Genomic DNA, 26,096 nt, shown 5'->3' with positions numbered 1-26,096 from the left:
CTCATCGAAAAAGGTAAACAGATGAAATTCAGCGAACAGTGGTTGCGCGAATGGGTGCAGCCTGAAGCAGACACCCAGCAGCTGGTTGATCAGGTCACCATGGCGGGCCTGGAAGTCGATGGTACTGAAGCCGTTGCCGGTGATTTCTCCGGCGTGGTGGTTGGCCAGGTCGTCACACGTGAACAGCATCCAGATGCCGACAAGCTCAGCTTGTGTCAGGTCACTGACGGTACTGAGACATTCCAGATTGTTTGTGGTGCCCCCAATGTACGCGAAGGTTTAAAAATCCCCTTCGCCAAAATTGGTGCCGTTTTACCCGGCAACTTCAAAATCAAGAAAGCCAAATTACGTGGCGTCGAATCGTTCGGCATGTTGTGTGCCGAAGCCGAATTGGGTCTGTCAGAAAGCTCTGATGGCCTGATGGAGCTGCCCGTATCTGCTCCCGTCGGTGAAGACTTCCGCGTCTATATGAATCTGGATGACGTCATTATTGACGTAGACCTGACTCCCAACCGGGGTGATTGCCTGAGTATTGTCGGATTGGCACGTGAAACCGGCCTGCTGTTCAAAGCAGCGGTTCAGGGGCCAGATATTCAACCCGTTGCGGCGGTGATCGACGACCTGCCATCCATAGACGTTTTTGCGCCAGAAGCTTGTCCTCGTTACGTTGGCCGTATTATCAAAGGAGTGAACGTTAAAGCCGAAACGCCGCTGTGGATGGTGGAGAAATTACGCCGTGGTGGTGTACGTTCAATCGATCCGGTGGTGGATATTACCAACTTCATCTTGCTGGAGTTGGGTCAGCCAATGCACGCCTTTGACTTGTCTTGCATAGAAGGCGGTATTCGTGTTCGTATGGCTGCACCGGGTGAAAAACTGACCCTGCTTGATGGCCAGCAAATCGAACTCGGCACCGATACTCTGGTGATTGCCGATCATGTCAAACCGTTGGCCATGGCCGGTGTTATGGGTGGCGGGCACTCCGGTGTAAACGAAGCAACCGTTGACCTGCTGTTGGAAGCGGCGTTCTTTAACCCGATCATTATTGCAGGTAAAGCCCGCGCTCACGGTCTGCACACCGACTCCTCCCATCGTTTTGAGCGTGGCGTGGACTATGAATTGGCTGGCAGGGCGATGGCGCGTGCGACGCAGCTGATTCTGGATATCTGTGGTGGCCAACCAGGCCCTGTCGTGGAAGTCACTTCGGAAGAACAGCTCCCAAAAGCCGCCGAGATTCACCTGCGCAAAGCCCGTATTGAACTGATTCTGGGGCTGACCTTTGCCGACTCTGAAATAGAAGACATTCTGGCTCGTCTGGGGATGAGTGTGACTCGCACCGACGATGGCTGGAAAGCCATAGCCCCCAGCTACCGTTTTGATATGGCGATTGAGCCAGATCTGATTGAAGAGCTGGCCCGTATCTATGGCTACAACCGTTTGCCGGTGCGTACTCCAGACGCTGCAACACCATTGGCGATAGTTCCTGAAAACCGTTACACCATTGGCGATGTGCGTCGCGTGATGGTGGCACGTGGTTACCACGAAGCCATTACCTACAGTTTTGTTGATCCCGCGATGCAGCAGGCGTTAGATCCTGACCTGCCAGGATTAGCACTGCTGAATCCCATTTCCTCCGAAATGTCGGTGATGCGCACCAACTTGTGGGCGGGCCTGGTGCAGGCTGCTGGCTACAATCTCAAGCGTCAGCAGCCCCGTGTGCGGTTGTTTGAGACTGGCCTGCGTTTTGTCCCGTCAGATGAGGGCCTGAACCAGTTGCCAACTCTGGCAATGCTGGCAACGGGTAATCGCTTGCCACAAAGTTGGTCTGCGACAGAAATACCGATCGACTTCTTTGATGTCAAAGGGGATGTCGAAGCCTTGCTGGCGAGAACTGGCAGCTTGAATGAATTCCGCTTTGTTGCCGACAAGCATTCAGCGCTACACCCCGGGCAGACTGCCCGTATCGACAAGTACCTTGGGGGTGAATGGGTTGAGCTGGGATGGATGGGCGCGTTACACCCGGAAACCCAGAAAACAGTGGATATCAAACCGACTCTCTATGTGGTTCAGCTCGATATGACACTGCTACTGCAAACGGCGGTTCCAGTATTTGAGGAACTCTCCAAATACCCGGAGATGCGTCGGGATCTGGCGCTGGTTGTTGCTAAGGATGTGGCGGTTGATGACGTACTGGAACAGATATGCAGTCATGCCGGGGAATACCTCACAAAGTTCAACCTGTTTGACGTTTATGAGGGCAAAGGCATTGATCCAGATAGAAAAAGTCTTGCCCTGGGCTTGACCTGGCAACATCCTTCGCGCACTCTTACTGACCAAGAAGTGAACGATTCGGTTGATGCCGTCTTGTCACAATTGGAGCAAACACTTGGAGCAACGCTGAGGGGTTAGCATGGCTGCCTTGACCAAAGCCGAACTGGCAGAAAAACTGTTCGAGGAACTTGGTCTTAACAAGCGTGAGGCGAAGGACATGGTTGATCTGTTTTTTGATGAGATCCGTGACAGCCTGCGCCGCAACGAGCAGGTCAAGTTATCCGGTTTCGGTAACTTCGACCTGCGCGACAAGAGCCAGCGCCCTGGGCGTAATCCAAAAACCGGCGAGGAGATTCCCATCTCTGCTCGCCGCGTTGTTACCTTCAAACCCGGCCAGAAACTGAAGGTTCGAGTAGAAGCTTATGCTGGAACCCAGCCACAATAATGAACTGCCGCCAATCCCTGCAAAGCGTTACTTTGCGATTGGAGAAGTCAGTGATCTTTGCGATGTCAAACCCCATGTGTTGCGCTACTGGGAACAGGAGTTCCCACAGCTCAGCCCGGTAAAACGTCGTGGCAATCGTCGTTATTATCAACGCCAGGACGTGATTCTGGTGCGCGAGATTCGTGCATTGCTGTATGGCGAAGGTTACACCATTCAAGGCGCTCGCCAGCGGCTGGAAGATGGTGATAACCAGAATGCGGCGGCGATGGATCAAGCACTGATCAAATCCATGATTGCCGATCTTAAAGAAGTAGAGTCCTTGCTGGCCGAACGGTAAAAAAACTTCCATCTATCAACTACTTGAGTATAATGCGTGACTTCTGGAACAGCCGCTGTTTCAGAGTGTCGGGGCGTAGCGCAGCCTGGTAGCGCACTTGCATGGGGTGCAAGGGGTCGAGTGTTCGAATCACTCCGTCCCGACCAATTTTTCATTTCAAAATCAGCAGCTTAACTTTTTACTGTTTTTCCGAGTTAGCCGCTTCCTAATATTCTTTCCTAATATACAGTGCTATCGAGTGGACTTGATCAGCTCAGGTTTGCGATCGTAGATTGCTTGCATTTTCTTTGTTTTGTGGCCGCTGGCTTTGGTCTCTTGATCGGTCACCCAACATCCGCCATTGCGACGAACCGTCAGGTTTGGTCTGGGTAAATCAATCCGCTATCGGTCATGTCATTCCTGCCACAGGTGCCTATTTTTAGGTCTCGTACCTGACAACCCGCCGGTCAGAACTATCCTTGTAAGAAGCTTTTTACATAACTGGCAGGAATTATAATATGTGGTTTTCGCGCTCATCTATTGCCCGGTCAGCGGTCACTGATCCTGCCCTGCATCACAACGAAGCGATCGTGGCAGCCATGCATAACTCCATGGCAGTGATCGAATTCAACCTGGATGGCACCATCATTGATGCCAACAGCAATTTCCTGGAAGCTACCGGTTACCAACGGGACGAAATCATCGGCAAGCATCATCGAATTTTTTGCGAAGACAGTTTTGCCAATTCCAGCGAGTATCGTCAATTCTGGAATGATCTGGCGCGTGGGGAGTTCAAGCGGGATGCTTTCCGGCGCAAGGATCGTGATGGCAATAAAATCTGGCTGCAAGCCAGTTACAATCCGGTGCAAGACGCCACAGGCAAGGTTACCAAAGTCATCAAGATTGCATCGGATATCACCGCCAAGATAAATGACTATAACGATATGCAAAGTCGGTTAGCGGCGTTGGATCGTTCTGCGGCTGTCATTGAATTCAAGCTGGATGGTACGATCATAAAGGCCAATGACAACTTCCTGAAAACCATGGGTTACCGAATGGAGGATATCAAGGGTAAGCATCATCGTCTGTTCTGTAGTAATGACTACGCCAACAGCCACGAATATCAGAGTATGTGGCGTGATCTTAATGACGGAAAATATCTGCGTGGCCAGTTTTTGCGGCGTAATAGTAACGGAGATAACGTCTGGCTGGAGGCGTCTTACAATCCGGTGTTTGACCTTGATAAAAAGCTCTACAAGGTCATCAAGATTGCCACAGATATCACCTCTAATGTGGAACAAAGTCGTGAAGAAGCAAGCAGTGCTTTACGTGCCTATGATATTGCTGCTGAAACAGAACAAACCGCGATTGCCGGTACAGGAATCATCCAGAATGCCGCTACGGAAATGCAACGTATTGCTGAAACCGTCAGCAGCTCTGCCGACACCATTTCAAAGCTGGGTCGTCAGTCTGAGCAGATTACCACCATTGTCAACACCATTCGTGGTATCGCCGACCAGACCAACCTGCTGGCATTAAATGCCGCCATTGAAGCGGCACGGGCTGGAGATCAGGGGCGGGGATTTGCAGTCGTTGCCGATGAAGTCCGTTCGCTGGCAGGGCGCACTGCCCAGTCTACTCAGGAAATTTCCGCCATGATCGAAAAAATACAAAGTGGGACGGATGATTCCATTCAGCGTATGAGTCTCTGTCAGGAACAGGCGCAGCGCGGGGTTGATCTGGCTCTGCAAGCCGGGGACGTGATTGTGCGCATTCGTGACGGTTCACGTGAAGCGGTCAAGGCGGTCAGCGTGTTTGCAGATGCCTTGCGTGGCAAGGGCTGATGACTCGTTGTATTTTACACTCGCCACTATCTTGATCTAGCCGCCAATCACCTGGCTCGGCCCGTGGATGACCGAGCGCTGCTTTCAAGCGTACTTCTATGTATTCATTTCCTGGCGGGATTGCTTTCCTGGTGGGATCGCTACTCCCCGCTGGTTGCTCCTCGATGGGCTCTCCGCTAACAACCTCCGATTTCCAGCACAGACGTGACTCGATAGCACGGCATATAACCGTTTTTACGAAACTTGCTGTAGTAGATGTCTGAGCAGCGACTGCAAGGATCTGCCAGGTTGAATAGTTAGCTCATGTTGATGCCAAACAAGCAATAAACAAGCGATTGTTATAGCTATTATTGATAGGAATATAAATTTTAACCTGAGTGAAATGTAAATAACACGAATCTTTCATATTGCACATTCACAGTGCACCTCCCGGTCAATTTCTGGAAACTTGTGTGGCGCTTTGTCACGCAACGTCAAAATATTCGTCTGTTGACGACCGGCGGGCAACGGGCGCAGCAGGGCTTTTATTGTGGTACACAAGGTGTTGGGTACAGGACGGCAGCAACAACTGCAGCGTCTGCTATGGGGGGTGCTGGCGACTGGGCCTTTGTTGGCTCATGCCGAGACCATGTATAACCACGAAGCCGTTATCCCACCGCAGTGCTATACCCAAACGGCTGGCAAATATAATCCCTGCTACATCTGTCACCAGAGCCATCCGCAAGGAACGCGCATCAACTATATGGATGATGCCGATATTCAGGGTGATTACAGCTTTTCTGTCATTGGTGAAACCAACCACTGGGAAAACTTGTTCAAGCCCCGGCTGGCAGAAATAGCCAGCGTTACGGATGACAGTATTCTTGAATATGTGCGTCAGGACAATTACAGCGCATTGATGAACACCGCCGTTGCGGGTTATACGCCGGATCTGACGGATCTTGCTGATCCCGGTATCGCCTTCGATGATCAGGGCTTTGCCCGCGATGGTTCAGGTTGGGTGGCGTTCAACTATAAACCCTTGCCCAGTACCTTCTGGCCGACCAACGGCAATTTTGATGATGTGATGATTCGTTTGCCTCTGGCGTTCCGGCAGGATACCGGGGGGAATGAAAATCGTGCGCTCTATCTGCTGAATTTGTCCTTGGTGGAAATGGCGATCAAGGACCTTGATCACATCTCTATTCCGGTAACGGATGAATCCCTGATTGGCCTTGATCTTGACGGTGACAACCTGTCAGGCACCGCAGTGCGCATGCTCCGACGTGATCAGTATCTGGGAGCTGCTGCCGATAAGATCGTTGAACGTCAGCAGTACCCTGTTGGTACCGAGTTTATCCATACCGTTCGCTATCTCGATATCAACGGCGATGGTTCGATAGCGCCATCACGCCGCTTGAAAGAACTGCGTTATAGCCGCAAATATCGCACGCTTTCGGAAGTGGCCTTGCGTTATGTCTTCAACCAGGAGCAGCGCGAAAAGGCGGAAGAAAAGCTGCCGCATTATTCCTGGGCAAAACCTGCTCCCCAGGCGGGTATGAACAATAAGCTGGGATGGCAGATTCAGGGCTGGATCGAAGACGAGTCGGGTGATCTCAGACTGCAGAGCTACGAAGAAAACTTTTTTTGTATGGGCTGCCATACCACGATTGGCACTCATATCGACAGCACGCTGGCCTTTCCACGCAAAGTCACCGGTGCCGCAGGTTGGGGGTATATCAACCTCAAGGGCATGGAAGACGCCCCCAACTATGGTGAGAAAATCGGTGAAATTGCAACCTACCTGGAACGTGTGGGTGGGGGAGACGAGTTTCGCCAGAACGGTGAGATGACCCAACGCTGGTTTAACGGCGATGGCTCCGTTAACTCAATAGCGGTTGGCCAGGCCGACGTCTATACGCTGTTAATCCCTTCTACCGAACGTGCGCTGGCCCTCAACAAGGCTTATCAGCGCACCGTATCAGAACAATCCTTTTATCTGGGCAGAGACGCTGTGTTGGGAGAGCCGGTCAACGTCTTTGCAACGGTCGATCAGGATCGTGTACCCGTGCTGCCAGCCAGTCGCCAGTACCACTACGACCTGAGGTTGCAATGGCCTGACCTCAGTCCGGTTATTTCAGACCCGGACTCCGGCGTCGTAGAGGCCCCCGTGATTGCGCTACCAGGTACTTGGCAACCCACACCCGACAGTGAAGAAAACGAAAACGCGGCGAATGTCAGCGAGACCTCCGGGGATCGCAAGGGCGGGGCGTTTTCTTTTGCTGTCTTGCTGGTGTTTCTGGCTCTGGCTGCAACGCTCAAGCGTCGTGTCAGCCAAGTTGCCCGCAGTTGAGCCGCGGGTCAGGACTTTCGAATCCCAAACACTCTAAAGGAACGAGGAAACCCCGATGACTAAAGCAACCGAAAACGGTTTGCTGTTGTCTGAGGCACCGACACTATCGAAGCGGCTGTTGCCGCTTTCTGTGTTGGTCGCCTCTTTGGCACTGGCAAGTTGTGGTTCTGATGACAACAATGACAATAACGCAGCCAGTGAGAATACAGCGCCTGAGCTGACCCTGACCGCTGGCAGTACGCTGACAGAAGACAGTGTTTCTGCCGGTGCCGTGATTGCGACCATGGCCGCGAGTGACGCAGAAGGTGATGAACTCACTTTCACGCTCAGCAACAATACCTACTTCACGGTTTCTGGTGATTCAGTACTGTTGACCTCTCAGGGGGTTAACGCCGTCAATGACGACAGCCTTGATCTCACCGCGTTATCAGTGACCGTGACCGTGTCGGATGGCACGCTTTCCACCACTGACACGGTTACCGTGGTGGTGACCCGTATTGATGATACCGTGGCAGAAAATACCGCGCCTGAATTGACCGCCGCTGCGAATGGTGTCACTGAAGACAGTGTTAGCGCAACTACTGCCGTGGTGACCTTCAGTGCAACGGATGCCGAAGGTGACGAGCTGTTCTACCGCCTGGATGGCGATAACGAAGGTTATTTTGCGATCTCTGGCTCAACCGTTGTGCTGACCGATGCCGGTGTTGCTGCTATCAACGACGACAGCCTGAACCTGACCGAACTGACGGTGACCCTGGTGGTCAGCGACAATCAACTGTCTGACCAGCAGGCCCTGACCGTCAGTGTGACCCGTATCGACGACAGTGAACCCGCCCGCGAAATCAAGCTGTTTGAAGACGACTTCGAGTCTGATTCCATGGCCAAGTGGACTCTGGTGAACAGCATCGCCGGCAGTAATGAATGGCACACCGAAAGCTATGCCGGTGATCTGTTCGCCGTCGCTAACTGCTACGCCAGTGCCGGTGCCTGTGACGCCTGGATGATTACTCCGGCATTGGATGTCACCAATTTCGAAGATCTGCAACTGACCTTTAACAGTGCCTGGAACTACGGTACCGGGACCGATCAGCTGTCGTTGGTGGTGTCTAGCGACTACGCTGGAGATGTGGGTGCGGCGACCTGGACTGATATATCGGATCGCGCTACCTGGTCTCCTGGCAGCTTTGAATTTGCCGATTCCGGTGCGGTTGACCTGTCGGACTTTGTCGGCCAGCCAATTTACATCGCTTTTCACTATGCTTACCCGGTTGCCAATGCCACCAAGTGGGAAGTGGATGATGTTCTGATCAAGGGTAACGGTACCGGTGATTTCCCGCTGGCGGCAGAAATTACCGTTGCCGGTGACAGCTTCTACACCGAACGTGACTACAAGTTCACCGGTGCTGCAGTCAATGGTGCGGGTGCTCCCTACAGCTACTCCTGGGATTTCGGTGATGGTTCCACCGCGACCGCTGCGGTAGCCAGCCACGCCTTTACTGATGCCGGTCGTTATGAGGTTACCCTGACGGTCACTGATAGCGACAGCAATAGCGAAACCGCCAGCCTGTTTGTCGATGTGGCCCCCGGTTCTGTCTATGCGATGCCTGCCAAAGCCGGTGACTTCCGTATTGCCACCTTTAATGCTGGCTTCGACCTGCAAGCAGCTGTTGGTGAGCAGAACACGGCTTTTGCTGGCGGTGAATACCGCAAGGCACAAAAAATCGCTGAAATCATCCAGCGCGCCAACCCGGATATCCTGTTGCTGAATGAAATTGACGGTAACGACGACGGTGCCACGGTGACCACCTTCAACTCAGACTACCTGGCAGTGGCTCAGGCCGATGACGTCGATGCGGTCACTTATCCATACGTGTATTACGGTGATAACGGCAACACCAACTACTGCAACACCGGTGCGCCGATTGAAGAAGCTGTGGCGGTCGATTTCAACAAGGACGGTGACAGCCTGGATCCAGAAGATCGCTACGGTTTTGGTAACTACAATGGCCAGTACTGCATGGCGATTTTCTCCAAATACCCGATTGATGAAGCCAATATTCGCACCTTCCAGGAATTCAAATGGGCTGATATGCCGGACCACCTGGTGCCACCAGCCGTGGATAGCGAAGGGAATGTGACCGATGGCAACTGGTACACCGATGAAGAAATGACGGTGTTCCGTCTGTCTTCCAAAACGCACATTGACCTGCCAGTCAACGTTAACGGTACCTTTGTTCACGTTTTGGCGTCACACCCGACACCTCCGACCTTTGATGGCAACGAAGATCGTAACGGCATCCGTAATTTCGACGAAATTCGCCTGTGGGCCGATTATATCGACCCAACCAGTCACTACCTCTACGCCGACCAGACCGGTTTAGCAACCGAGGTAACGCTGGAAGAAAACACCCGCTTTGTCATTCTGGGTGACGAAAATGCTTCAGGCAAAGAAGGCGATGCCTATACCAAAGACGGTGTCCGGGCGATTGAACAGCTGACCCTGTCGCCGCTGGTGAACCCGAACCTGCATGAAGACAGCACCACCTTCCAGGTACCTACCTCGGTTGCCGGTACCGATAACACGCCATCCAGCATCTACTCTTCCACGCACACCGCCGATTGGGCGATGCGTGCGGACTACGTATTGCCATCGGCTTATGGTCTGAACGTTGCCCAGAGTGGGGTGTTCTGGCCACGTGAAACTGATGATCTTTACTACCTGGTCACTGCTGTGGATGCAGCTGATATTGAAAGTTCCGATCACCGTATGGTGTGGATGGATCTGGAGATTTTTGATGGCACGACTGCCGTTGACGAAGCAAGCGCGGCCAATATTGAACTGGCTGCAGACGACTTTGCAACGCTGGATGGTTTTATTGTTGTCGACAACGGTGCGGATACTAAAAACTGGTATGCCAGCAGCTATGGCGATCTGCAATATGCCAAAATCTCTTGTTACAACGGTACGGAAAACTGTGATGACTGGATCATCAAGGCGGTTGATTTAACCAATGCCAGTGCCCCTGTACTGACGTTTGACAGCCTGCGTAACAATTATGGTCCGGCTGATTCTTCCGAAATGTTGCTCAAAGTATCGACCGACTTTGATGGCTCCGATATCACTACTGCCACCTGGGATGACTTGAGCAGTCTGGTTAACTGGGCACCTCAGCCTGCATCCGGTTACACCGATGCGATTAACTCCGGTGAAATAGACCTGTCGGCCTATGAAGGTCAGCCTGTTTATATTGCCATTGTTTATAACAGCGACCCGGCCAACTCTGGCACTTGGGAAATTGCCAATTTTCTGGTTACAGGGCAGGTCGGTCCTTACGCGGAAGATGACTTCTCCGACCTCGACGGCTTTACTCTGGTTGATAGTGGTGCAGATACCAAAAACTGGTACGCCAGCAGCTATGGCGATCTGCAGTATGCCAAGATTTCTTGTTACAACGGCACTGAAAACTGCAACGACTGGATGGTTAAAACCGCCGATCTGACCAGTGCCAGCAAGCCTGTACTGACGTTTGACAGCCTGCGCAACAACTACGGCCCGGCTGATTCTTCGGAAATGTCGCTCAAAATATCGACCGACTTCGATGGCTCCGATGTGATGACCGCCAGTTGGGATGACCTGAGTAGCCTGGTGAACTGGGCACCGCAGCCAGCATCCGGTTATACCGATGCGATTAACTCCGGTGAAATAGACCTGTCGGCTTACGTCGGCCAGACTGTTTATGTGGCGTTTGTCTACAACAGTGATCCATCCAATTCCGGTACCTGGGAAATTGCCAACTTCCTGATTCAGGAAAAAACAAGCACCGTGGTTGACGCTGGCCCAGGGACTGGCGCAACAGAAGTCGCCGATACGGCACCGGCTTACACCGCACTGAATACGGTTAACCAGCGTACCGAAGGTACTCTGGCCTTTGATGAGGTGGCGGTACCGGTTGAAGGTTCAGCCGCATCGTTTGAGGTCATAGGGTCTACCGGTCTGAGCATCGACGGGGTTGCTGTTGCAAACTCCGGCTACAAAACACTGGTGAAATCTGGTCAGCTGGTGGATGGTAACGTCTACGCTCAGGTAAAAGACAGCGCCGGTTCCAACCTGTTTGTGTCCAACTACAACGAGTTTATGTCGATCCTGCCGATTGGCGATCGCATCTTTGCCGTCAGCCAGTTTGAAAATATTCCAGGTGGCATGAATCTGCTGGAACTGCAGCAAGACAGCACGACGGGTGATCTGACGCCGGTTTCCACTCAGACATTGGATTTTTCCGGTGTGCATGGCGGCTACAACCATTGTGCAGCGGTTGTTACCCCGTGGAACACCCACCTGGCAGCCGAAGAGTACGAACCCAATGCCCGTGCCCGTTCAGCGGCTACCGGTTCTATCGATAGCTACTATGATCCTATTGCGGATTATCACGCGGATCTGAGCTTGCTGCAGGTTAACCCATACTGGTACGGCTATCCGGTTGAAGTGACCGTAAACGTTGACGGCTCCAGCGTCACTACCGACGTTATCAAACACTACTCGGTTGCCCGTATGTCAATCGAAGTGCCTTACGTGATGCCAGACCGCAGGACTATGTACCTGACCGATGACCAGTCCACCGGTGGCGGTTTGTTTATGTACATTGCAGACGAGGCCGAGAACCTGACGGCCGGTACCCTGTATGCCATGAAGTGGAACCAGACCGATGCCGGTGCCGCCGACAATGCCTATATGGGTGCTGCTGATATTGAATGGATCAGCCTGGGCCACGCCACTGATGCCGACGTATCTGAGCTGGTCAATGGCGACAGCCCGCTGGCATTTGCCGACATCTTTGATGCGGTTGAACCAACCGGTGGTGCCTGTGCACTGGGTTACAAGAGCATCAATTACCTGGGTAGCCAGGAATGTCTGAAGCTCAAGTCTGGCATGGAGCTGGCCGCTTCGCGTCTGGAAACCCGTCGTTATGCCGCTTATCTGGGTGCCACGGTGGAAATGGCCAAGGAAGAGGGTTTCACCTACAACCCCCATAACCACAAAGCCTACCTGGCAACCACCAATATCGTCAAAGGCATGCTGAACGGTTCCAACGAGACCGGTGGCCCTAACCATATACAGCTGACTGCCAACCAGTGTGGCGGTATTTACGAGTTGTCGCTGGGCAGCAACGCAGACATCGGTTCTGAGTTTGTGATCGGTGCTGTCAAGGGTGAAGTAGCGGGCATTGCCGAGGGTTCCGCCTGTTCAACCGACGGTTTGTCTGGCCCGGATAACGTCGCCTATGTCGGCTATAACACCTTGATCATTACCGAAGATACCGGCTTGCACGCCAACAACTTCGTCTGGTCTTATAATCTGGACAGCAAGCAACTGACCCGTATCTTCTCTGCTCCTAATGGCGCAGAAAACACCGGGCCTTATCTGTTTAACCAGATCAACGGTTTTGCCTACATCACCAACGTTGTGCAGCACCCTGGTGATATTTCGGTAGATCCTTCTGCTGGCTATGAAGCGGAAATCGGTTACTTCGGTCCGATTCCGGTAGTCGCTGCTGGCTCTTCAGCCATGAGTGTGACAGAAGCCCGTGCACTGGCTGCAGATACGGATGGTGTTGAAGTGATTGGCGTTATCACCAGTACTGTAGTGAACGGCGACTATGCAATAGAGGTTGCTGATGTCGACGATGCCAGCCAAGTGATTGCTGTCAAGCTGGGCGGTGATGACCGGACTCTTTGGGGCCCGGTTTCCAACCCTTCAGCAGCTGGCACCACTGTGATCGTTAACGGTGATTTTGACTTCGAAGGCTACAGCTCTCACGACAAGAGCATCGAAGGCACGACTCGAATCACAGCGAACTAATCACGAACTGATTTGATCTTTAAAAGCCGCTGCCTTCGGGGAGCGGCTTTTTTGTTCCTGCCTGGCTTTCGCTACTGCTCTGTTTCACCCATGACCGATGCTTCCGGTATGCCTTTGCTCCGTTGCCGCCTTTGGCCTCGGCTTGCCTCCGAAGCGGCAAAGCCCCTGTCTGTTGCCGTCTTATTTTGCTGGTATTGATATTAACTTTTTGAAAAATAAGGGTTTTTATTTTTGGCACGTCGGTTGCTTTATTACACTCAGAGCAACTATTTTGGGCAGAAGCGGCAATGGCAGCAATCAGTTTCAACAACGCACTGGGTCTTCACGACGAAGCGCTGCAGCTGCGCGCTAAACGGGCAGAAGTCTTGGCCAATAACCTCGCCAATGCCGATACGCCGGGATTCAAGTCCCGCGATTTTAATTTTCAGTCGGCGCTGGAACAGGCGGTAGCCAGTAACAAGGTGGATACCCGCCATTCAACCGGGCTGGTTTTGGAACAGACGTCGGCCGGTCATATTGCTGGGCACGGACGAATGGATGAATCCCTGTTGTATCGTAATCCGAGCCAGCCATCGATTGACGGCAATACCGTCGATTCGCAAATCGAACAGGCGTTATATGCTCGCAACAGTCTTGATTACGACGCCAGCTTCGAATTTCTCAACAGCAAATTCAAGGGCCTGAAAGGGGCCATTCGGGGAGATTGATCATGTCATTAACCAACGTCTTTGATATCGCCGGTTCTGGCATGAACGCCCAGTCCATCCGGATGAACACCACCGCATCGAACCTGGCCAACGCCGACAGTGCATCCAGTTCGGTCGACGAAACCTATCGTGCACGTAAACCCTGGTTTGCGGTGATGCAACAGCAAGCCCTGCAGCTGAACAAAGACAACCAGTTCAGTGAGCTGGAAAGCGATGTCGGGGTCGGGGTACAGGTGCTGGGTATTGTTGAAAAGGACTCGCCGCTGCAGGCCCGTTTCCAGCCGGATCATCCGATGGCCAATGACGATGGCTATGTTTTTTACCCGAACGTCAATGTGGTGGAAGAGATGACCGACATGATGTCTTCCTCGCGCAGCTATCAGATGAATGTTGAGGTCATGAAAACCGCCAAACAAATGTTGCAGCGCACACTGACACTGGGTCAATAAGGGGAAGGTTATGGCAATCAGTGATGTAAGTTCGGCCGCCTCGATCCTCGATCAGTACCGCTCGGAAAGCAGCAGCTCGGTACAGAATCAGAGTAAGCAAAATGAGCTGGGTCAGGATGCCTTTCTGGAACTGATGGTGGCGCAGCTGAACAACCAGAACCCGCTTGATCCAATGGACAACCAGGCCTTTGTCGCCCAGCTGGCGCAGTTTTCGGCAGTAGAAGGCATCGACAAACTGAACACCACCAGCGAAAGCATGATGTCGGAGTTCTCCTCCTATTCTGCCTTGCAGGCGTCCAGTCTGGTGGGTCAGTCGGTGATCGTGGATGGCAACCAGAATGGCCTGCTGCTGAGTGGCGGGGTGGTGAGCGGTTATACCGAGATTCCCGACAGTGCCAGCAACCTGACGTTGTCGATTCGCGACAGCAGTGGCCAGTTGCTGGAGCAATATCCGTTGGGTAATCACAGTGATGGCCCGGTATCGGTACGTTGGGATGGTCTCAACCTGATGATGGATGGCGAGATCGTACCGCTGACAACCGCTGATCTGAATCGGCAGGAATATTATCTGGATGACAATGGCGAGCAGGTACTCGACAGCGAGGGCAATGCGGTGCTGAAACCGTACGACCCTGGCGAGTACCAGTTCACCCTGACCGGCACGCTTGCCGGTACAACGGAAGATATCAGTATGCAGATGAGTTCGCGGGTCGACAGCGTGACGTTGAACTCCAGTGGCCAGGTCACGTTGAATCTGACCGGTGGCCAAAAGGCCGGGCTGGCTGATGTCTCCCAGATTCTGGATGAATAATGAGTCCTGGCTATCCGACGTTGCCCACAGCGGGCAAGACAACCACCGAATGGTGTACGACAGGCAGTGAGAAGAGGAATGTTTAATGGCTTTTAATATTGGTTTGAGCGGTATCAGCGCAGCTTCCACCGACCTGTCGGTAGCGGGTAATAATATTGCCAATGCCAGCACCACCGGCTTCAAGGAATCGCGTACCGAATTTGGTGATCTTTACACCACCTCATTACTGGGTAGCGGCAGTGCGCCGGTCGGCAGTGGTGTGCAGGTGGCTAACGTGCGTCAGGAATTCAGTCAGGGCAGTATTAGCGCGACCGATAACGCGCTTGATCTGGCGATCGACGGCAATGGTTTTTTTGTCTTGGCTGATAATGGTTCGCAGTCGTTTACCCGAGCGGGGATTTTCTCGCTCGACAAGGACGGCTATGTGGTATCGAACAACGGTTCACGGCTGCAAGGCTTTATGGCCAGTGCCGCCGGTGATCTTAATGGCGTTATTGAAGACCTCAGTATCGATGCCTCCAACCAGGCACCGCGACTGACCAGCCTGGTGGAGGCGCAACTGAACCTCGATGCCGGTGAGGGCATTCTGCAACAGCAGGGCACGACGATTTCGACCACCGGCCTGGCCATCGGCATGGTGGACTCGGGTATTCTGGAATCCACCGCTTCAACACTGGTTGCGGCAGGGCAGCCGACCACGGCAGGCACGCCGTCGCAGTTGGCTTTTGCAACCGATCTGACGACGGTTGCAACCACGGGGTACACCAGTATCACAATGGATATAGATGCCGGTGATGGCGCTGGTGCCCAAACGGTGACCCTGACCGGGGTTGCCGCTGGCTCGACGGCGAACGATATTCTGGCGGATGTTCAGACTGCACTGGATAGCGCATTTGGTTCGCAGCAATTTACTGCTACCCAGGGTAGTACTGGCGAACTGGTCATTCAACGCTCGGGCTATGCCGCGACCGATGGCAGTGCCTTTGTGGTTGCCAATACCACCGACTGGGATACTGCGTTTGGTGCCAGTAGCCCGGTCAGCGCCGGTACGGCAGGCTCCTTGCTGTTTGTCGGCAGTACCCCGTTGAGCGTCGATTTCACCAGTATTGCGGGTACTTCCACTACTACTCGGACAACGGCCAAACCACCGCTGACCATGGTCGGCAGCTCGGGGGGAGAATTTGCCACGCTGACGGCAGGCAGTATTTATGGTGCCCAGGATTTCAGCACCGCCTCGGGTAATGTCATGGCCTTTACGTTGGCCAGTGGCAACGGCTCGACTTATCCGATGGTATTGTCGGAAGCCAGCTGGGTCAGCGCGGCACCAGGCGATTTTGCCAATGTCACCACGGCGGAAGTGGTGACGGAAATCAACGCCCAGATAGCGACCTATACCACGACACCAGAAGTAGCGGTGGTGAATAGCAGTGGTCGTCTCGAATTTCAGGTTCAGACCCCGGCAGCGCGGGGCGATTATGTGCAAATTGCCAACAACGCCACGACGTCTTCAGGCTTGAGTCTTGATGATCTCGGCTTTGCCAGCGCCAACCGCTACGACGCCGGGGTCGCACCGGTACTCGCCAATAACGAATTCCAGCTCGAAGTCACCAGCACATCGGCTCAGGGTGCCGGGCCATTTACCATCACCATTCCACCGGGTTCGTACAGCAGCATGGGTGATCTGGCGAGCGAGATTCAGCAGCAGATCGATGTGTTTATCGGCGCTGGTGGGCTGGCCGACAAGGTCAGCGTCGATGCCGTTGGTGGCCAGCTGGTATTTACCAACCTCAATACCGGTGCGGGTGAAGGGATTGATATTAGCGCCTCTGCCACCGAGCCACAGGCGCTGACAGCACTGGGCTTTGACAGCCTGTTTGCCGTTAACGGCAGCGATGCCGTGGATCGCACCAACAGCTTCCGTATTAACCTGAGCGTGCCCGCCCCGGATCCTGAAAGCCGCAGTGGTTCGGTACTGATTTCGCTGGATCAGGAATTTTCATCGGTACAGGAAATGGCCTCCGCGATTAATGCCCAGCTCAACAACCAGGATGCCGATGCCTATATTGGCGTACGCGCTGTCGCAGCAGAAATTGTCCCCAACACCACGCCACCACAATATCAACTGGAATTCCGCGCTACCGAAGCCGGAGAAGCATCACAGATATCGGTCACCAACGTCACCGCCAGTGGTGCAGATATTACCGATGACGAGCTGTTCGCGGCGCTGCAAATCAATCCGACAGACAGTAACTTGCTGACCCTCGGGATTGAAGGTGTGAACAATGGTTACCCGGAAACCAGCGTTACGCTGGTGGATCCTGACGGCAATGAATACGACGTTCTGTTGCCAGAAAACAGCGAAGCCAACGAAATTGTTGCCTTGCTGAATCAGCAACCTGGCGTCACCGCGTCGTCCAATACGGTGGCGACGCTGACGGCAGCAGGCTACAACAGCCCTGGCGGTGATATGACGCTGAACCTGAACGGCCAGCTATTGACCGCCACCAGCCTGGCCGATCTGGCCGATGAAATTAATTCCTACAGCACCACCACCTTGCCAGGCTTCAGTGCTGAACTGAACGCCAGCGGCGATCTGGAAATCAGTAACGCCATCGGCCGTGACATCACCGTTGAAATGAGCAGTGGGGTCGCCAGCGATTCGTTGATTGTATCGGGTGCCACCACCACCAGTACGGCGGTATTGGGTGGCAGTGCCAGTGGCGCGACCGCCGCTTCCATTGGCGGTAGCGTCGATATCGTAATGAATGAAGGCTACACCCTGACCAATCCGGATCCGGCCTTGTCGGGTATTTTCAGCTCACTGAATGAGAGCGAATTTTCACCGTACGTATTAAACGTATTTGATCCGGCCGACCCGGAAACCTACAGCCATGCCACCTCGCAGACGATTTACGACAGCCAGGGTAATTCCCATGTCATGACTCAGTACTTTGTGCGTGAGCCTTCTGCCAGTGCCACCGCGACCGATGCCGAATGGGCCATGTACGTTCAGGTGGATGGTCAGGATGTCGGGGATCCCGACCCGACGCTGGACTTCCCGGACAATCTGGAAGCTACTCGGGCGCGTTACACCATTTACTTTAACCAGGATGGCACCATCGATAGCGATGCCACCGGCTCCTTGTTTGTAACCAACTGGGATCCACTGGATGACACCGATAGCCGTAATGGTGCACTCGGTTCTCTGAATGTACTGGAAGGGGGGTTGCCGTTAACGGAACCTGCCACCAGCTCCAACTTCGAGATCGATCTGGGCGGCAGCACCCAATATGGCAGCTCGTTTTCGGTCAACCAGGTCAGTCAGGATGGCTACACCACTGGCCGTTTGACCGGTCTGGAAATTGACAACGACGGGATTATCTTTGCCCAGTTCAGCAATGGCCAGTCCCAGACACTGGGCCAGGTGGCGTTGGCCAACTTCACCAACCCGGAAGGGCTGACACCGGTTGGCAGCACTGGCTGGACGGAATCTTACGCATCGGGTGTCCCTACCATTGGTGAACCAAGAACCGCCTCGCTCGGGCAGATCCAATCGGCAGCACTGGAAGAGTCCAATGTTGACCTGTCGGAGCAATTGGTGCGGCTGATTGTGGCCCAGCGTAACTTCCAGGCCAGCGCCAAAACCATTGAAACATCCGATCAGGTAACCCAGTCGATCCTGAATATCTGATCCGCCAGTGTGACAAGACATTAAGGTAGAGGGGACATATATAATCCTGCACGACTCTGCGCGAGTGTTGCCGGTGATCAGGGCAAGGCGGCGAATGCCGCGAAATGACGAGTCCTTTTCAAATTCGCCAACACCGCACTGGACGGCGGCAACCCGCGCCCTGCGGGGGCTGCCATCGGGTTGAAAAGCTTCTGTCGGCGAAGTGAATAAGAATTTCAACAGCCTGCTATCACGTAATGCCAGATCCACAAGGGTAGATGGGTAGGAGGGAGGGGCTTGCCTCTGTCCGATAATCCGATAGACAGGGATCGCCGTTCACATCATCAACCGATCCATCGGACTTTCAGTGCCCGCAAAATGCTGGCCGATCACATGGGTATAGATCTGCGTGGTGGCAACATCCGTATGACCCAATAACTCTTGCACGGTACGAATATCCCGGCCCGCACATAGCAACTCAGTAGCAAAACTATGTCTGAATGTATGACAGGTAACGCGTTGTGGTTCATGCCACTCTCCGTGACGGCCCGGCTCAGGGCTTTGCGAGCGACGGAATGATGCAGATGATGCCGACAGGTCACTCCGGTATCCGGGTGCAAACACAAACCGCTGGAAGGAAACAAGAACATCCAGGCCGGTTGACGGAAGGCATTCGGATACTTTCTCCCCAGGGCATCTGGCAACGAAGGGCCAACACCCTGAGTATTATCAATTTTCTGAAATTCTATGGCACTGGCCATCGCTGCTTCAATTTCAGTCTGAAGCGATAAGGAGAGAATTGTCACCCGGTCCTTGTTTCCTTTGCCGCTGTGTACGGTCAGTGCTCGCCGAGAAAAATCGAAATCCTTGATTCTCAGCCGTAAACATTCAGAAATGCGCAAACCGGAGCCAAATAGCAGCGAAAATATCAGCCGATCCCGATTATTCATCACGGCAAGAATTCGTCCGACCTCTTGCGATGAGATCACCACAGGCAATTTGGCAGGTTTGTTGGCATGTTGAAAGCCCAGGTCGCCCAGAGGCAATTCCAGATACGTGTTATAGAGAAACGCCAACGCATTCAAGGCCAGCTTCTGAGTATTGACCGAGACATGACGATCATTCGCCAGAAACCCCAGAAACTGCACCACCTCAGCAGCCCCCATCTCTTTGGGATGTCTCCGCTTTTGGTAACGATAAAGAACCGAATCCAGTAAACATAGGTTTTCTCGGTTCGCAGGCTGTAGCCGCGGGTGCGCATAAAGCGGCGAATGTCATTGAGAAAGGGGCTGGAAGTCATTGATCACTTCTTGATCTGATGTGTATGCATATCCAGTATAATGAACGTTTGCCCAAATCAATGCGCGCTTTTTCAGAAGCCTTGCGCGCTTTCCCGGACGTTGTTATCGTTAAGGCATTGATACACGGAAATTTTTTGCGCAGGTTTACAGATTAATGCGCAAGGCACAAAGGAGTTAATGCGCATGCTCGCTTTCACAGAATGGACTGATCTGGAAATGGATTTTACTTCCTATTATTCAAGTAGTTACGGTGATTTCCCAGGAACCGACTTGCCCAGAAACCGCGCATGCGCACTAATAAACTGTTATGCAAAATAGCGTCAGATAGGGATAAATGAATATGCTTAAATTTTTATCAGGAACAGTTAAAGCTGGTTTTGGACTGGCTGCAATATCAGCAGCTATCTTTTGGTCTGTGCATCAGGGTTTTATACAAGCAAATGCGTTTTCAGCTATGACTCCAGAGCAAACATTTAAAGCATTTATCTGGTCTTCTGGAATAGCGGGAGTATTGCTATTAGTTGCTATCCTTCTATCATCAGCAACGAAGTCAAACGGGAAATCAATTACTGCTGATAATGGTGGTATTGCTGTTGATAACTCAGGTTTTTTGAATTTTTTTAAGTTCTTTAGAAATAAATCGGATGATAAATAATGGCAAATAAAGAAATTAAATCCGATCGTGGTGGTCTGGCATATGATGGGTCTGGTATTGGTAATAGTCCAACTTTCAACCTGAACCATGTCGCTAGATTTAGCTCACTTCTTAACCCTCTACTGGAGAAAATAATTGAAAATTATGATCCCGAGATGGAGACCAATAGTGTCGGTGAGTTACCTGACCCAGATGAGAAGCTAGATTTTAATAATGTAAGAGTGTTTTCTGAAGAAATCATCGACTGTGTTGGTTTTTTAACTCTAGTAGAGGAGCAAATTGATGCGATTGATGATGAGGACCCTGGATCAAAAAATAAATTTCTTAGGTCTATACATCAAAACTATAAGAATCATCGCCGACAACTTCTGATTCATGAAAGAGTAGAAATTAAAGATAAGGATTCAGTGATTTCGACTATTCGGAATAACTCAGATCGTCTTTTGCAACAAGTTACTGATTCAATTTTAGAGAATGCAAGAATTGATTTTCATGCAATCCCTGTGGAAGACGTTCGTGACTCAGCAAACTTGATAGTTTGCTATGGGTTTATCAATTGTAAAATATTGGAGAGGCCTGATGATTATTAATGATGTATCCGAGCCTCAAAAAAGCTTATATGTTATAGGAGCTTCTATTCTTTCAGTTCTAAGGGAATCGAATGAGAAATCTGTGGATCCTATAAGGCTATTTGACCTATTTCATAATAGCACTAACAAGGTTTCTTTAACTTACTTTTATTTGGGTCTTGATTGGTTGTATCTGCTAAATGCAATTGAGCTGGATGGCTTAGGAAACATAAAATTATGCAGCTAATTAATTTAAAAGTATTTTGCGACGAGATAATAGTTCGTGAAATTCAATTCAAAGACGGAATCAACATAATTACCAATAGCGAGGACGACGGCAACCAGATTGGGAAAAGCACTGCGCTAAGAGTATTAAACTTTTGCTTAGGCTCCGATGGTAAGAGTATTTGGCATGACCCAGAGTCACGAACTAAAAATGAAGCAATTGAGGATGTGGTTACTAGTGGAAGGGTGTTGTTTTCCCTAGATATGCGCATAAATAAAAAGAACTACAGAATTAATCGTAGAATACATAAGGTTCAGCAAAAAACTCGCACTGTTCAAAAAATATATTCATCTATTAATGATGATGAATTTGATACAAATGAAAAATTTAAAGCAGCGTTAGCCCCGATCCTCGGGTTTAGTATTGCTAATCCTACCTATTCTTCAATTAAGAATCGTTTTGTTCGCTTGGATAAAAAAACTGCCTCTAATATCTATCGATATCTAAACTCAAATACAAGTGACCAGCAATATATATTGTATTACTCATATCTATTTGGCTTTTTGGGGCATAATGATCTTTCTAGTGAGATTCAGTTTGGGGAAGAAAGAAATCAAAGAAATGATAGAATTTCAATGCTATTGAATGGAAGGACGGAGCAAGACTATAAAGATAAGCTTAAATCTATCGATGATGAAATAGAGATATTAAAGAATAAAGAAGAGCTGTTTGATTTCAAGGATTCTCAAAACAAAGGCGTTGAAAAACTAAAAAAAACGCGAGAAGAAATTGCGCAGTTAACAAGCGAAATATCAAAGTTGAATATAAGAGTCTCATATTCTCAGAGAACCATAAATGGATATGAAGAAAAGAAATCGAATATAAATACAAATTTAATAGAGAAGATATATAAAGAAGCTAGATTGTTACTCCCCGACCTTAAAAAAACACTGGAAGATACAATAGAGTTTCATAAGCAGGTAGTATCAAAAAAGGTTAATTATCTCAATGATAAAATCAGTGATTATAAACTCTCTGTAGTTGATATGGAAAATAGGTTGAATGGCCTATTAGATGAAGAAAAGAATCTGTTCTCTGCACTTGTAGGTGAGTCGCATCTTTCGGGCTTCGTTGTGATAGAAAAAGAAATACAAGACAAGCGCGAAGAGAGAGGCAGGACAAGCGTAGTCGTAGATGAGGTTCAGCATGAATCTAGTGAAATATCTAAGCTAGACATAAATATTCAAAAACTCCGAGAAAAAAATAAACTTCAAATATTACAGCTAAGTCAGCATATTGAAGTTTTTAATAAGCATTTGAAGTCATTTAGTAGGGCGATATTTAAAGACTTTTCTTTGAGCTTTAATGTTGGCACCAAAAGCGATACAAATGAAATTGAGTTTTCAATCGTAAATCAAGAAAGAGTTTCTGGAGATGGTGCTCCGAGGGCTGCTGCATTAGCATTTGATATGGCATTTGTGGAATTCGTTAAAGAAACGGGGGCATCCTTTCCTGAATTTACTATACAAGATTATTTGGAAGCATCTGATCAAGATAAGTTGGCAACACTGGCATGTCTAGCAAATGAGAATAAAGTTCAGGTCATAGTGTCTGTGCTAAAAGATAAATTGGCTTCACTAAGCCAGGAGTTCATTGATGAAAATTCTGTGTTAACACTTAAAAAATCAGATAAATTCTTCAAAATCGATTAATGAAATACATGCATAACAAGTAGCAGCAACGGACTCGTCAAACTGTCACTTTTTTTGCCAAAACCCGGCAAAAAAACCGCCAGTTTAATTCTCCGCTGTGCTAGGCGTTAGCTCATCGAGGTTTTATGACAGAATCTACGTTAAAAATAATTTCCTTGGTTTTATCTTGGCCAGTAGCAGCCGTTGTAATCGTACTATTTTTAAGAAAACCCATCATGAAAGTTGTTGAGCGTTTTATTGGTGGGCAATCTGGAAAGGCTAAAATTGGACCTATTGAGGTTGAGCTAGGCCAATTAGCAGATGACGGTAAGAAAGCAATTCAACAGTTAAATGACATAAACCATATTGTTGCAAGATCGAGACTTATAGAGCTTGAAATTACTATGATGACCCTGTCTCACGCATTTTCAACGAAACATCAAAAAGACCTTGAGAAGGTTACATTAGAGCTGAAAGAAAAACTAAATGAATTAGATGAGAAGTAGAGTTCCGTGTCCCCAGAACTTAAAATATTTAAAACTGAAACATCTGTTACTCTGAGATTTGATTTTACGGAGGCGATAGACTCTGTTGTATCTATAGAAATAAAGGCTAGAAGCTTTGAGGTGCAGATACAGGCCTACGGAGTCCAGGAGGATGCTCTTGATGCAGGCTTTCCCCTTTACTCAAATGATGGAACATCATTCTTTTCAAATAATAATTTGTCTAATTTTGAAAATGTCTATTGTCCTCCTACGCCAAAAATATTTTTATTTTCATATTTGCAGACTGCCTTTATAAAGGTTTGCACTGAAAGCTCGCGAGGTATTCAAATGCTAGAATCGAATCCCTGCTTGCTTTGGCTTATGCTTGATTATTCAATTAAATACTCCCTAGATAGAGTACAGTTGCATTCTTGGCTAGGAATGAAGCGAAAAAAGATTATAAATAAAATAGTTGGGATGAATTTTGATGGAGATGAAAAATTTTTAACTAAAATAGATCCGCTTACAGGTGAATCAAACGAACTCAACCTGATTATGAGAATGGTTACAAATCCTCAGATTGTTTCTGCGTACGCACATTGGTCCAGAATACCGATACAAGTATTATATGTTGCAGAAAGATATCCTGCTTTGCATGGTGCGCAATACTTGCTAGATTGGTGTTCGAGTAATTACGACAGAATGTCTAGTTACCTGCCAGGTTCCTCAGCATTAAATAAATTGACTGAAGACACTATTAGAGTGGGGAAAGAATTAAATATTAAAAACTCTCGAAGCCTGGTAGTCGCATGCCAAACAGTAGATCAACTTAATAAACTGCATGATAGTTGGGTTGAATCTTTGAATAATAGTCGTAGGTATTACGATCCCGATATTGAATTTGATCGCCCTGATATCCAACAATGCGAAGGAGTAAAATGGATTTCATCGGCAAACTCACTTGTGTCTGAAGGCGTAGTAATGGGGCATTGCATTGCGACTTATGTTGATAAAGCACGATTAGGAAAATCTATTATATATTCAGTTTTTTATCCTGAGAGGGCTACTCTAGAGATTACTAATAGAAATGGAGTTTTCAATATTGTCGAAATTAAAAAAGAGAAGAATAAGGAAGTTAGTGAAGAAACAGTGAATTATGTGAGGGACTGGCTGAATCAGGAAAATAAAAAAAGACGATCTTTTTTCACAAAGAGCTAACAAGGCCAAGCACGTAATACCCAATGCATAAATCGCATTGGGCAGGACCTCGCTAGCGCTCGGCCTGTGTTGGCAGCGTTAGCACTCAAAACCCACGCATTGACGAGGTGTGATCCAATGGATTACACTTGTATCCATGCAGACAATTGTTGAACTCCCAGAATTCCAGAAACGAGCCGATGGCTTGCTCAAACCTGATGAAAAGGTAAGTATTATCAAATACTTAGCTTCTCACCCTCAATCCGGTGATCTTATGCAGGGAACAGGCGGAATCAGGAAGCTTCGATGGTCTGCTCAGGGAAGAGGGAAAAGCGGTGGAGTCAGGGTGATTTATTATTATCACAATGGAGCGGTTCCTCTCTTTCTATTATCGGTTTTTGGTAAGGGCGAAAAGGCTAATATCAGCAAAGCCGAACGCAATGGGCTTGCTAAATTAACTCAACTATTACTCAAACATTATGGTGGTTCAAATGACTAGTGCTTTCTCAAGTATTAAACAGGGCCTATCCGAAGCAATTGAATTTTCTGAGGGTAAAGTTAAAAAGGCAATCGTTCACGAGTTCGGCCCAGTGGATGTAAAAAAAATTAGGGCAAAGGTAGGTATGTCTCAAAATGAATTCGCATCTGCGTTTGGCATCAGTGTGAGTACGCTCCGTCACTGGGAGCGAGGTGATCGTACTCCTCACGGGCCTGCATTGGTTTTGCTAAATGTTGTCGCCAAAGAGCCTGGTGTTGTTCTTCGTGCTTTGGCATCGTAAAAAGTGCTAACAAGTAAAGCAAGCCGACGCATAAATGCGCGGCTTTTTTAGGCGTTAGGTTTCAATCATGATTATGAGCAAAGAGCCAGATTCATGGCAGGATCTCCAAAATCAGGTCGCACTAGTGCTTGAGCAGTGTGGCTTTAATGTAGAATTAGAAAAAAGATTGAAACCGTACGTGGTGACGTAGAACTAGATGTCTATGCAGAAGAGGTAATAAAAGGAAGAAAATATTCTATCGCCGTAGAGTGTAAAAACTGGAGCAATAATATTCCGCAGCATGTAGTCCACAGCTTCAGAACAGTAGTTTCTGATCTAGGGGTTAATGCTGGCTATATCGTTGCCAAAACTGGCTTTCAGTCTGAGGCCTTCGGTAGTTTTCAACCCAGTTGTCCAAAATACTGCGTTTAAGCAGCACATTTATTCCGTTCAATCTCCTGCAGTTTTGCAGGATTGAGTGATACCGCTCCTGCAACGTTGCAGTTTCGGGT

The 26,096-nt window shown here is 49.8% G+C and carries 21 protein-coding genes, 1 tRNA gene and 1 pseudogene; 20 read left to right on the top strand and 3 right to left on the bottom strand.

Features of this window, described 5'->3' with window-relative positions:
• Positions 1-21 precede the first annotated feature (21 nt).
• The 7 genes from pheT to WG929_RS14910 all read left to right on the top strand — a co-directional run bounded on the left by pheT (position 22) and on the right by WG929_RS14910 (position 13,065).
• Complete coding sequence (pheT, locus tag WG929_RS14940; protein WP_416206708.1) at positions 22-2,409, top strand: phenylalanine--tRNA ligase subunit beta; 2,388 nt, start codon at positions 22-24, stop codon at positions 2,407-2,409.
• A gap of 1 nt (position 2,410) precedes the next feature.
• The gene (gene ihfA, locus WG929_RS14935) at positions 2,411-2,716 is read left to right on the top strand and encodes an integration host factor subunit alpha (protein ID WP_369857664.1); all 306 of its coding nucleotides are present in this window, start codon (positions 2,411-2,413) and stop codon (positions 2,714-2,716) included.
• Positions 2,694-3,053: a MerR family transcriptional regulator gene (locus WG929_RS14930; RefSeq protein ID WP_369857665.1), complete on the top strand. Its 360-nt coding sequence runs from the start codon at positions 2,694-2,696 to the stop codon at positions 3,051-3,053. Before ihfA ends, WG929_RS14930 begins: the two co-directional genes overlap by 23 nt.
• 69 nt (positions 3,054-3,122) lie before the next feature.
• Positions 3,123-3,199 (top strand) — tRNA-Pro (locus WG929_RS14925).
• A 351-nt stretch (positions 3,200-3,550) separates the two neighbouring features.
• Positions 3,551-4,876 (top strand): methyl-accepting chemotaxis protein, encoded by a 1,326-nt coding sequence (locus tag WG929_RS14920; RefSeq protein WP_416206707.1) that lies wholly within the window; start codon positions 3,551-3,553, stop codon positions 4,874-4,876.
• Between the two features lie 541 nt (positions 4,877-5,417).
• Complete coding sequence (locus tag WG929_RS14915) at positions 5,418-7,208, top strand: Aq_1262 family (lipo)protein (protein WP_416206706.1); 1,791 nt, start codon at positions 5,418-5,420, stop codon at positions 7,206-7,208.
• Between the two features lie 55 nt (positions 7,209-7,263).
• Complete coding sequence (locus tag WG929_RS14910; protein ID WP_416206705.1) at positions 7,264-13,065, top strand: DUF5017 domain-containing protein; 5,802 nt, start codon at positions 7,264-7,266, stop codon at positions 13,063-13,065.
• 19 nt (positions 13,066-13,084) lie between these two features.
• Here WG929_RS14910 and WG929_RS14905 read toward each other — a convergent pair whose 3' ends face one another.
• Positions 13,085-13,375 (bottom strand): hypothetical protein, encoded by a 291-nt coding sequence (locus WG929_RS14905; RefSeq protein ID WP_416206704.1) that lies wholly within the window; start codon positions 13,373-13,375, stop codon positions 13,085-13,087.
• Between WG929_RS14905 and flgB the strand changes: the two genes are divergently transcribed.
• From flgB to WG929_RS14885, 4 genes are all read left to right on the top strand, one after another.
• Positions 13,353-13,772 (top strand): flagellar basal body rod protein FlgB, encoded by a 420-nt coding sequence (gene flgB, locus WG929_RS14900; protein WP_416206703.1) that lies wholly within the window; start codon positions 13,353-13,355, stop codon positions 13,770-13,772. The two genes, WG929_RS14905 and flgB, sit on opposite strands and share 23 nt — an antisense overlap.
• Before the next feature lie 2 nt (positions 13,773-13,774).
• Positions 13,775-14,221 carry a flagellar basal body rod protein FlgC gene (gene flgC / locus WG929_RS14895; protein WP_416206702.1) on the top strand — a complete coding sequence of 149 codons (447 nt, stop codon included), beginning with the start codon at positions 13,775-13,777 and terminating at the stop codon, positions 14,219-14,221.
• Between the two features lie 10 nt (positions 14,222-14,231).
• Complete coding sequence (locus WG929_RS14890) at positions 14,232-15,032, top strand: flagellar hook assembly protein FlgD (RefSeq protein ID WP_416206701.1); 801 nt, start codon at positions 14,232-14,234, stop codon at positions 15,030-15,032.
• Positions 15,033-15,117: 85 nt separating this feature from the next.
• The gene (locus tag WG929_RS14885) at positions 15,118-18,723 is read left to right on the top strand and encodes a flagellar hook-basal body complex protein (RefSeq protein WP_416206700.1); all 3,606 of its coding nucleotides are present in this window, start codon (positions 15,118-15,120) and stop codon (positions 18,721-18,723) included.
• 315 nt (positions 18,724-19,038) lie between these two features.
• Here WG929_RS14885 and WG929_RS14880 read toward each other — a convergent pair whose 3' ends face one another.
• On the bottom strand, positions 19,039-19,326 hold the full coding sequence (locus WG929_RS14880; RefSeq protein WP_416206759.1) for a tyrosine-type recombinase/integrase: 288 nt from the start codon (positions 19,324-19,326) through the stop codon (positions 19,039-19,041).
• A pseudogene (locus WG929_RS14875) lies at positions 19,287-19,963 on the bottom strand (phage integrase N-terminal SAM-like domain-containing protein); the annotation flags it as partial. The gene WG929_RS14880 and the pseudogene WG929_RS14875, both read right to left, overlap by 40 nt.
• Before the next feature lie 374 nt (positions 19,964-20,337).
• Here WG929_RS14875 and WG929_RS14870 point away from each other — a divergent pair.
• From WG929_RS14870 to WG929_RS14830, 9 genes are all read left to right on the top strand, one after another.
• Positions 20,338-20,658 carry a hypothetical protein gene (locus tag WG929_RS14870; protein WP_416206699.1) on the top strand — a complete coding sequence of 107 codons (321 nt, stop codon included), beginning with the start codon at positions 20,338-20,340 and terminating at the stop codon, positions 20,656-20,658.
• Entirely contained in the window at positions 20,658-21,248 is a 591-nt protein-coding gene (locus WG929_RS14865) for a hypothetical protein (protein WP_416206698.1), read from the top strand. Before WG929_RS14870 ends, WG929_RS14865 begins: the two co-directional genes overlap by 1 nt.
• Complete coding sequence (locus WG929_RS14860) at positions 21,202-21,474, top strand: ABC-three component system middle component 6 (RefSeq protein WP_416206697.1); 273 nt, start codon at positions 21,202-21,204, stop codon at positions 21,472-21,474. The genes WG929_RS14865 and WG929_RS14860 overlap by 47 nt, the downstream gene beginning before the upstream one ends.
• On the top strand, positions 21,465-23,165 hold the full coding sequence (locus tag WG929_RS14855) for a DUF2326 domain-containing protein (RefSeq protein WP_416206696.1): 1,701 nt from the start codon (positions 21,465-21,467) through the stop codon (positions 23,163-23,165). The genes WG929_RS14860 and WG929_RS14855 overlap by 10 nt, the downstream gene beginning before the upstream one ends.
• A 125-nt stretch (positions 23,166-23,290) precedes the next feature.
• Positions 23,291-23,650, top strand: a complete 360-nt coding sequence (locus WG929_RS14850) for a hypothetical protein (protein ID WP_416206695.1) — start codon at positions 23,291-23,293, stop codon at positions 23,648-23,650.
• Between the two features lie 6 nt (positions 23,651-23,656).
• The gene (locus WG929_RS14845; RefSeq protein WP_416206694.1) at positions 23,657-24,847 is read left to right on the top strand and encodes a PcfJ domain-containing protein; all 1,191 of its coding nucleotides are present in this window, start codon (positions 23,657-23,659) and stop codon (positions 24,845-24,847) included.
• Between the two features lie 136 nt (positions 24,848-24,983).
• Positions 24,984-25,325: a type II toxin-antitoxin system RelE/ParE family toxin gene (locus WG929_RS14840; protein WP_416206693.1), complete on the top strand. Its 342-nt coding sequence runs from the start codon at positions 24,984-24,986 to the stop codon at positions 25,323-25,325.
• Entirely contained in the window at positions 25,318-25,605 is a 288-nt protein-coding gene (gene nadS / locus WG929_RS14835; RefSeq protein ID WP_369857684.1) for a NadS family protein, read from the top strand. The genes WG929_RS14840 and nadS overlap by 8 nt, the downstream gene beginning before the upstream one ends.
• A 153-nt stretch (positions 25,606-25,758) precedes the next feature.
• The gene (locus WG929_RS14830; RefSeq protein ID WP_416206758.1) at positions 25,759-26,016 is read left to right on the top strand and encodes a restriction endonuclease; all 258 of its coding nucleotides are present in this window, start codon (positions 25,759-25,761) and stop codon (positions 26,014-26,016) included.
• The last annotated feature ends 80 nt before the right edge of the window (positions 26,017-26,096 follow it).

The sequence above is a fragment of the Oceanobacter antarcticus genome, assembly GCF_044962685.1.
In the GTDB taxonomy this organism is placed as follows: Bacteria; Pseudomonadota; Gammaproteobacteria; order Pseudomonadales; family Oceanobacteraceae; genus Oceanobacter; species Oceanobacter antarcticus.
This window is presented reverse-complemented; position numbering and strand designations above follow the sequence as displayed.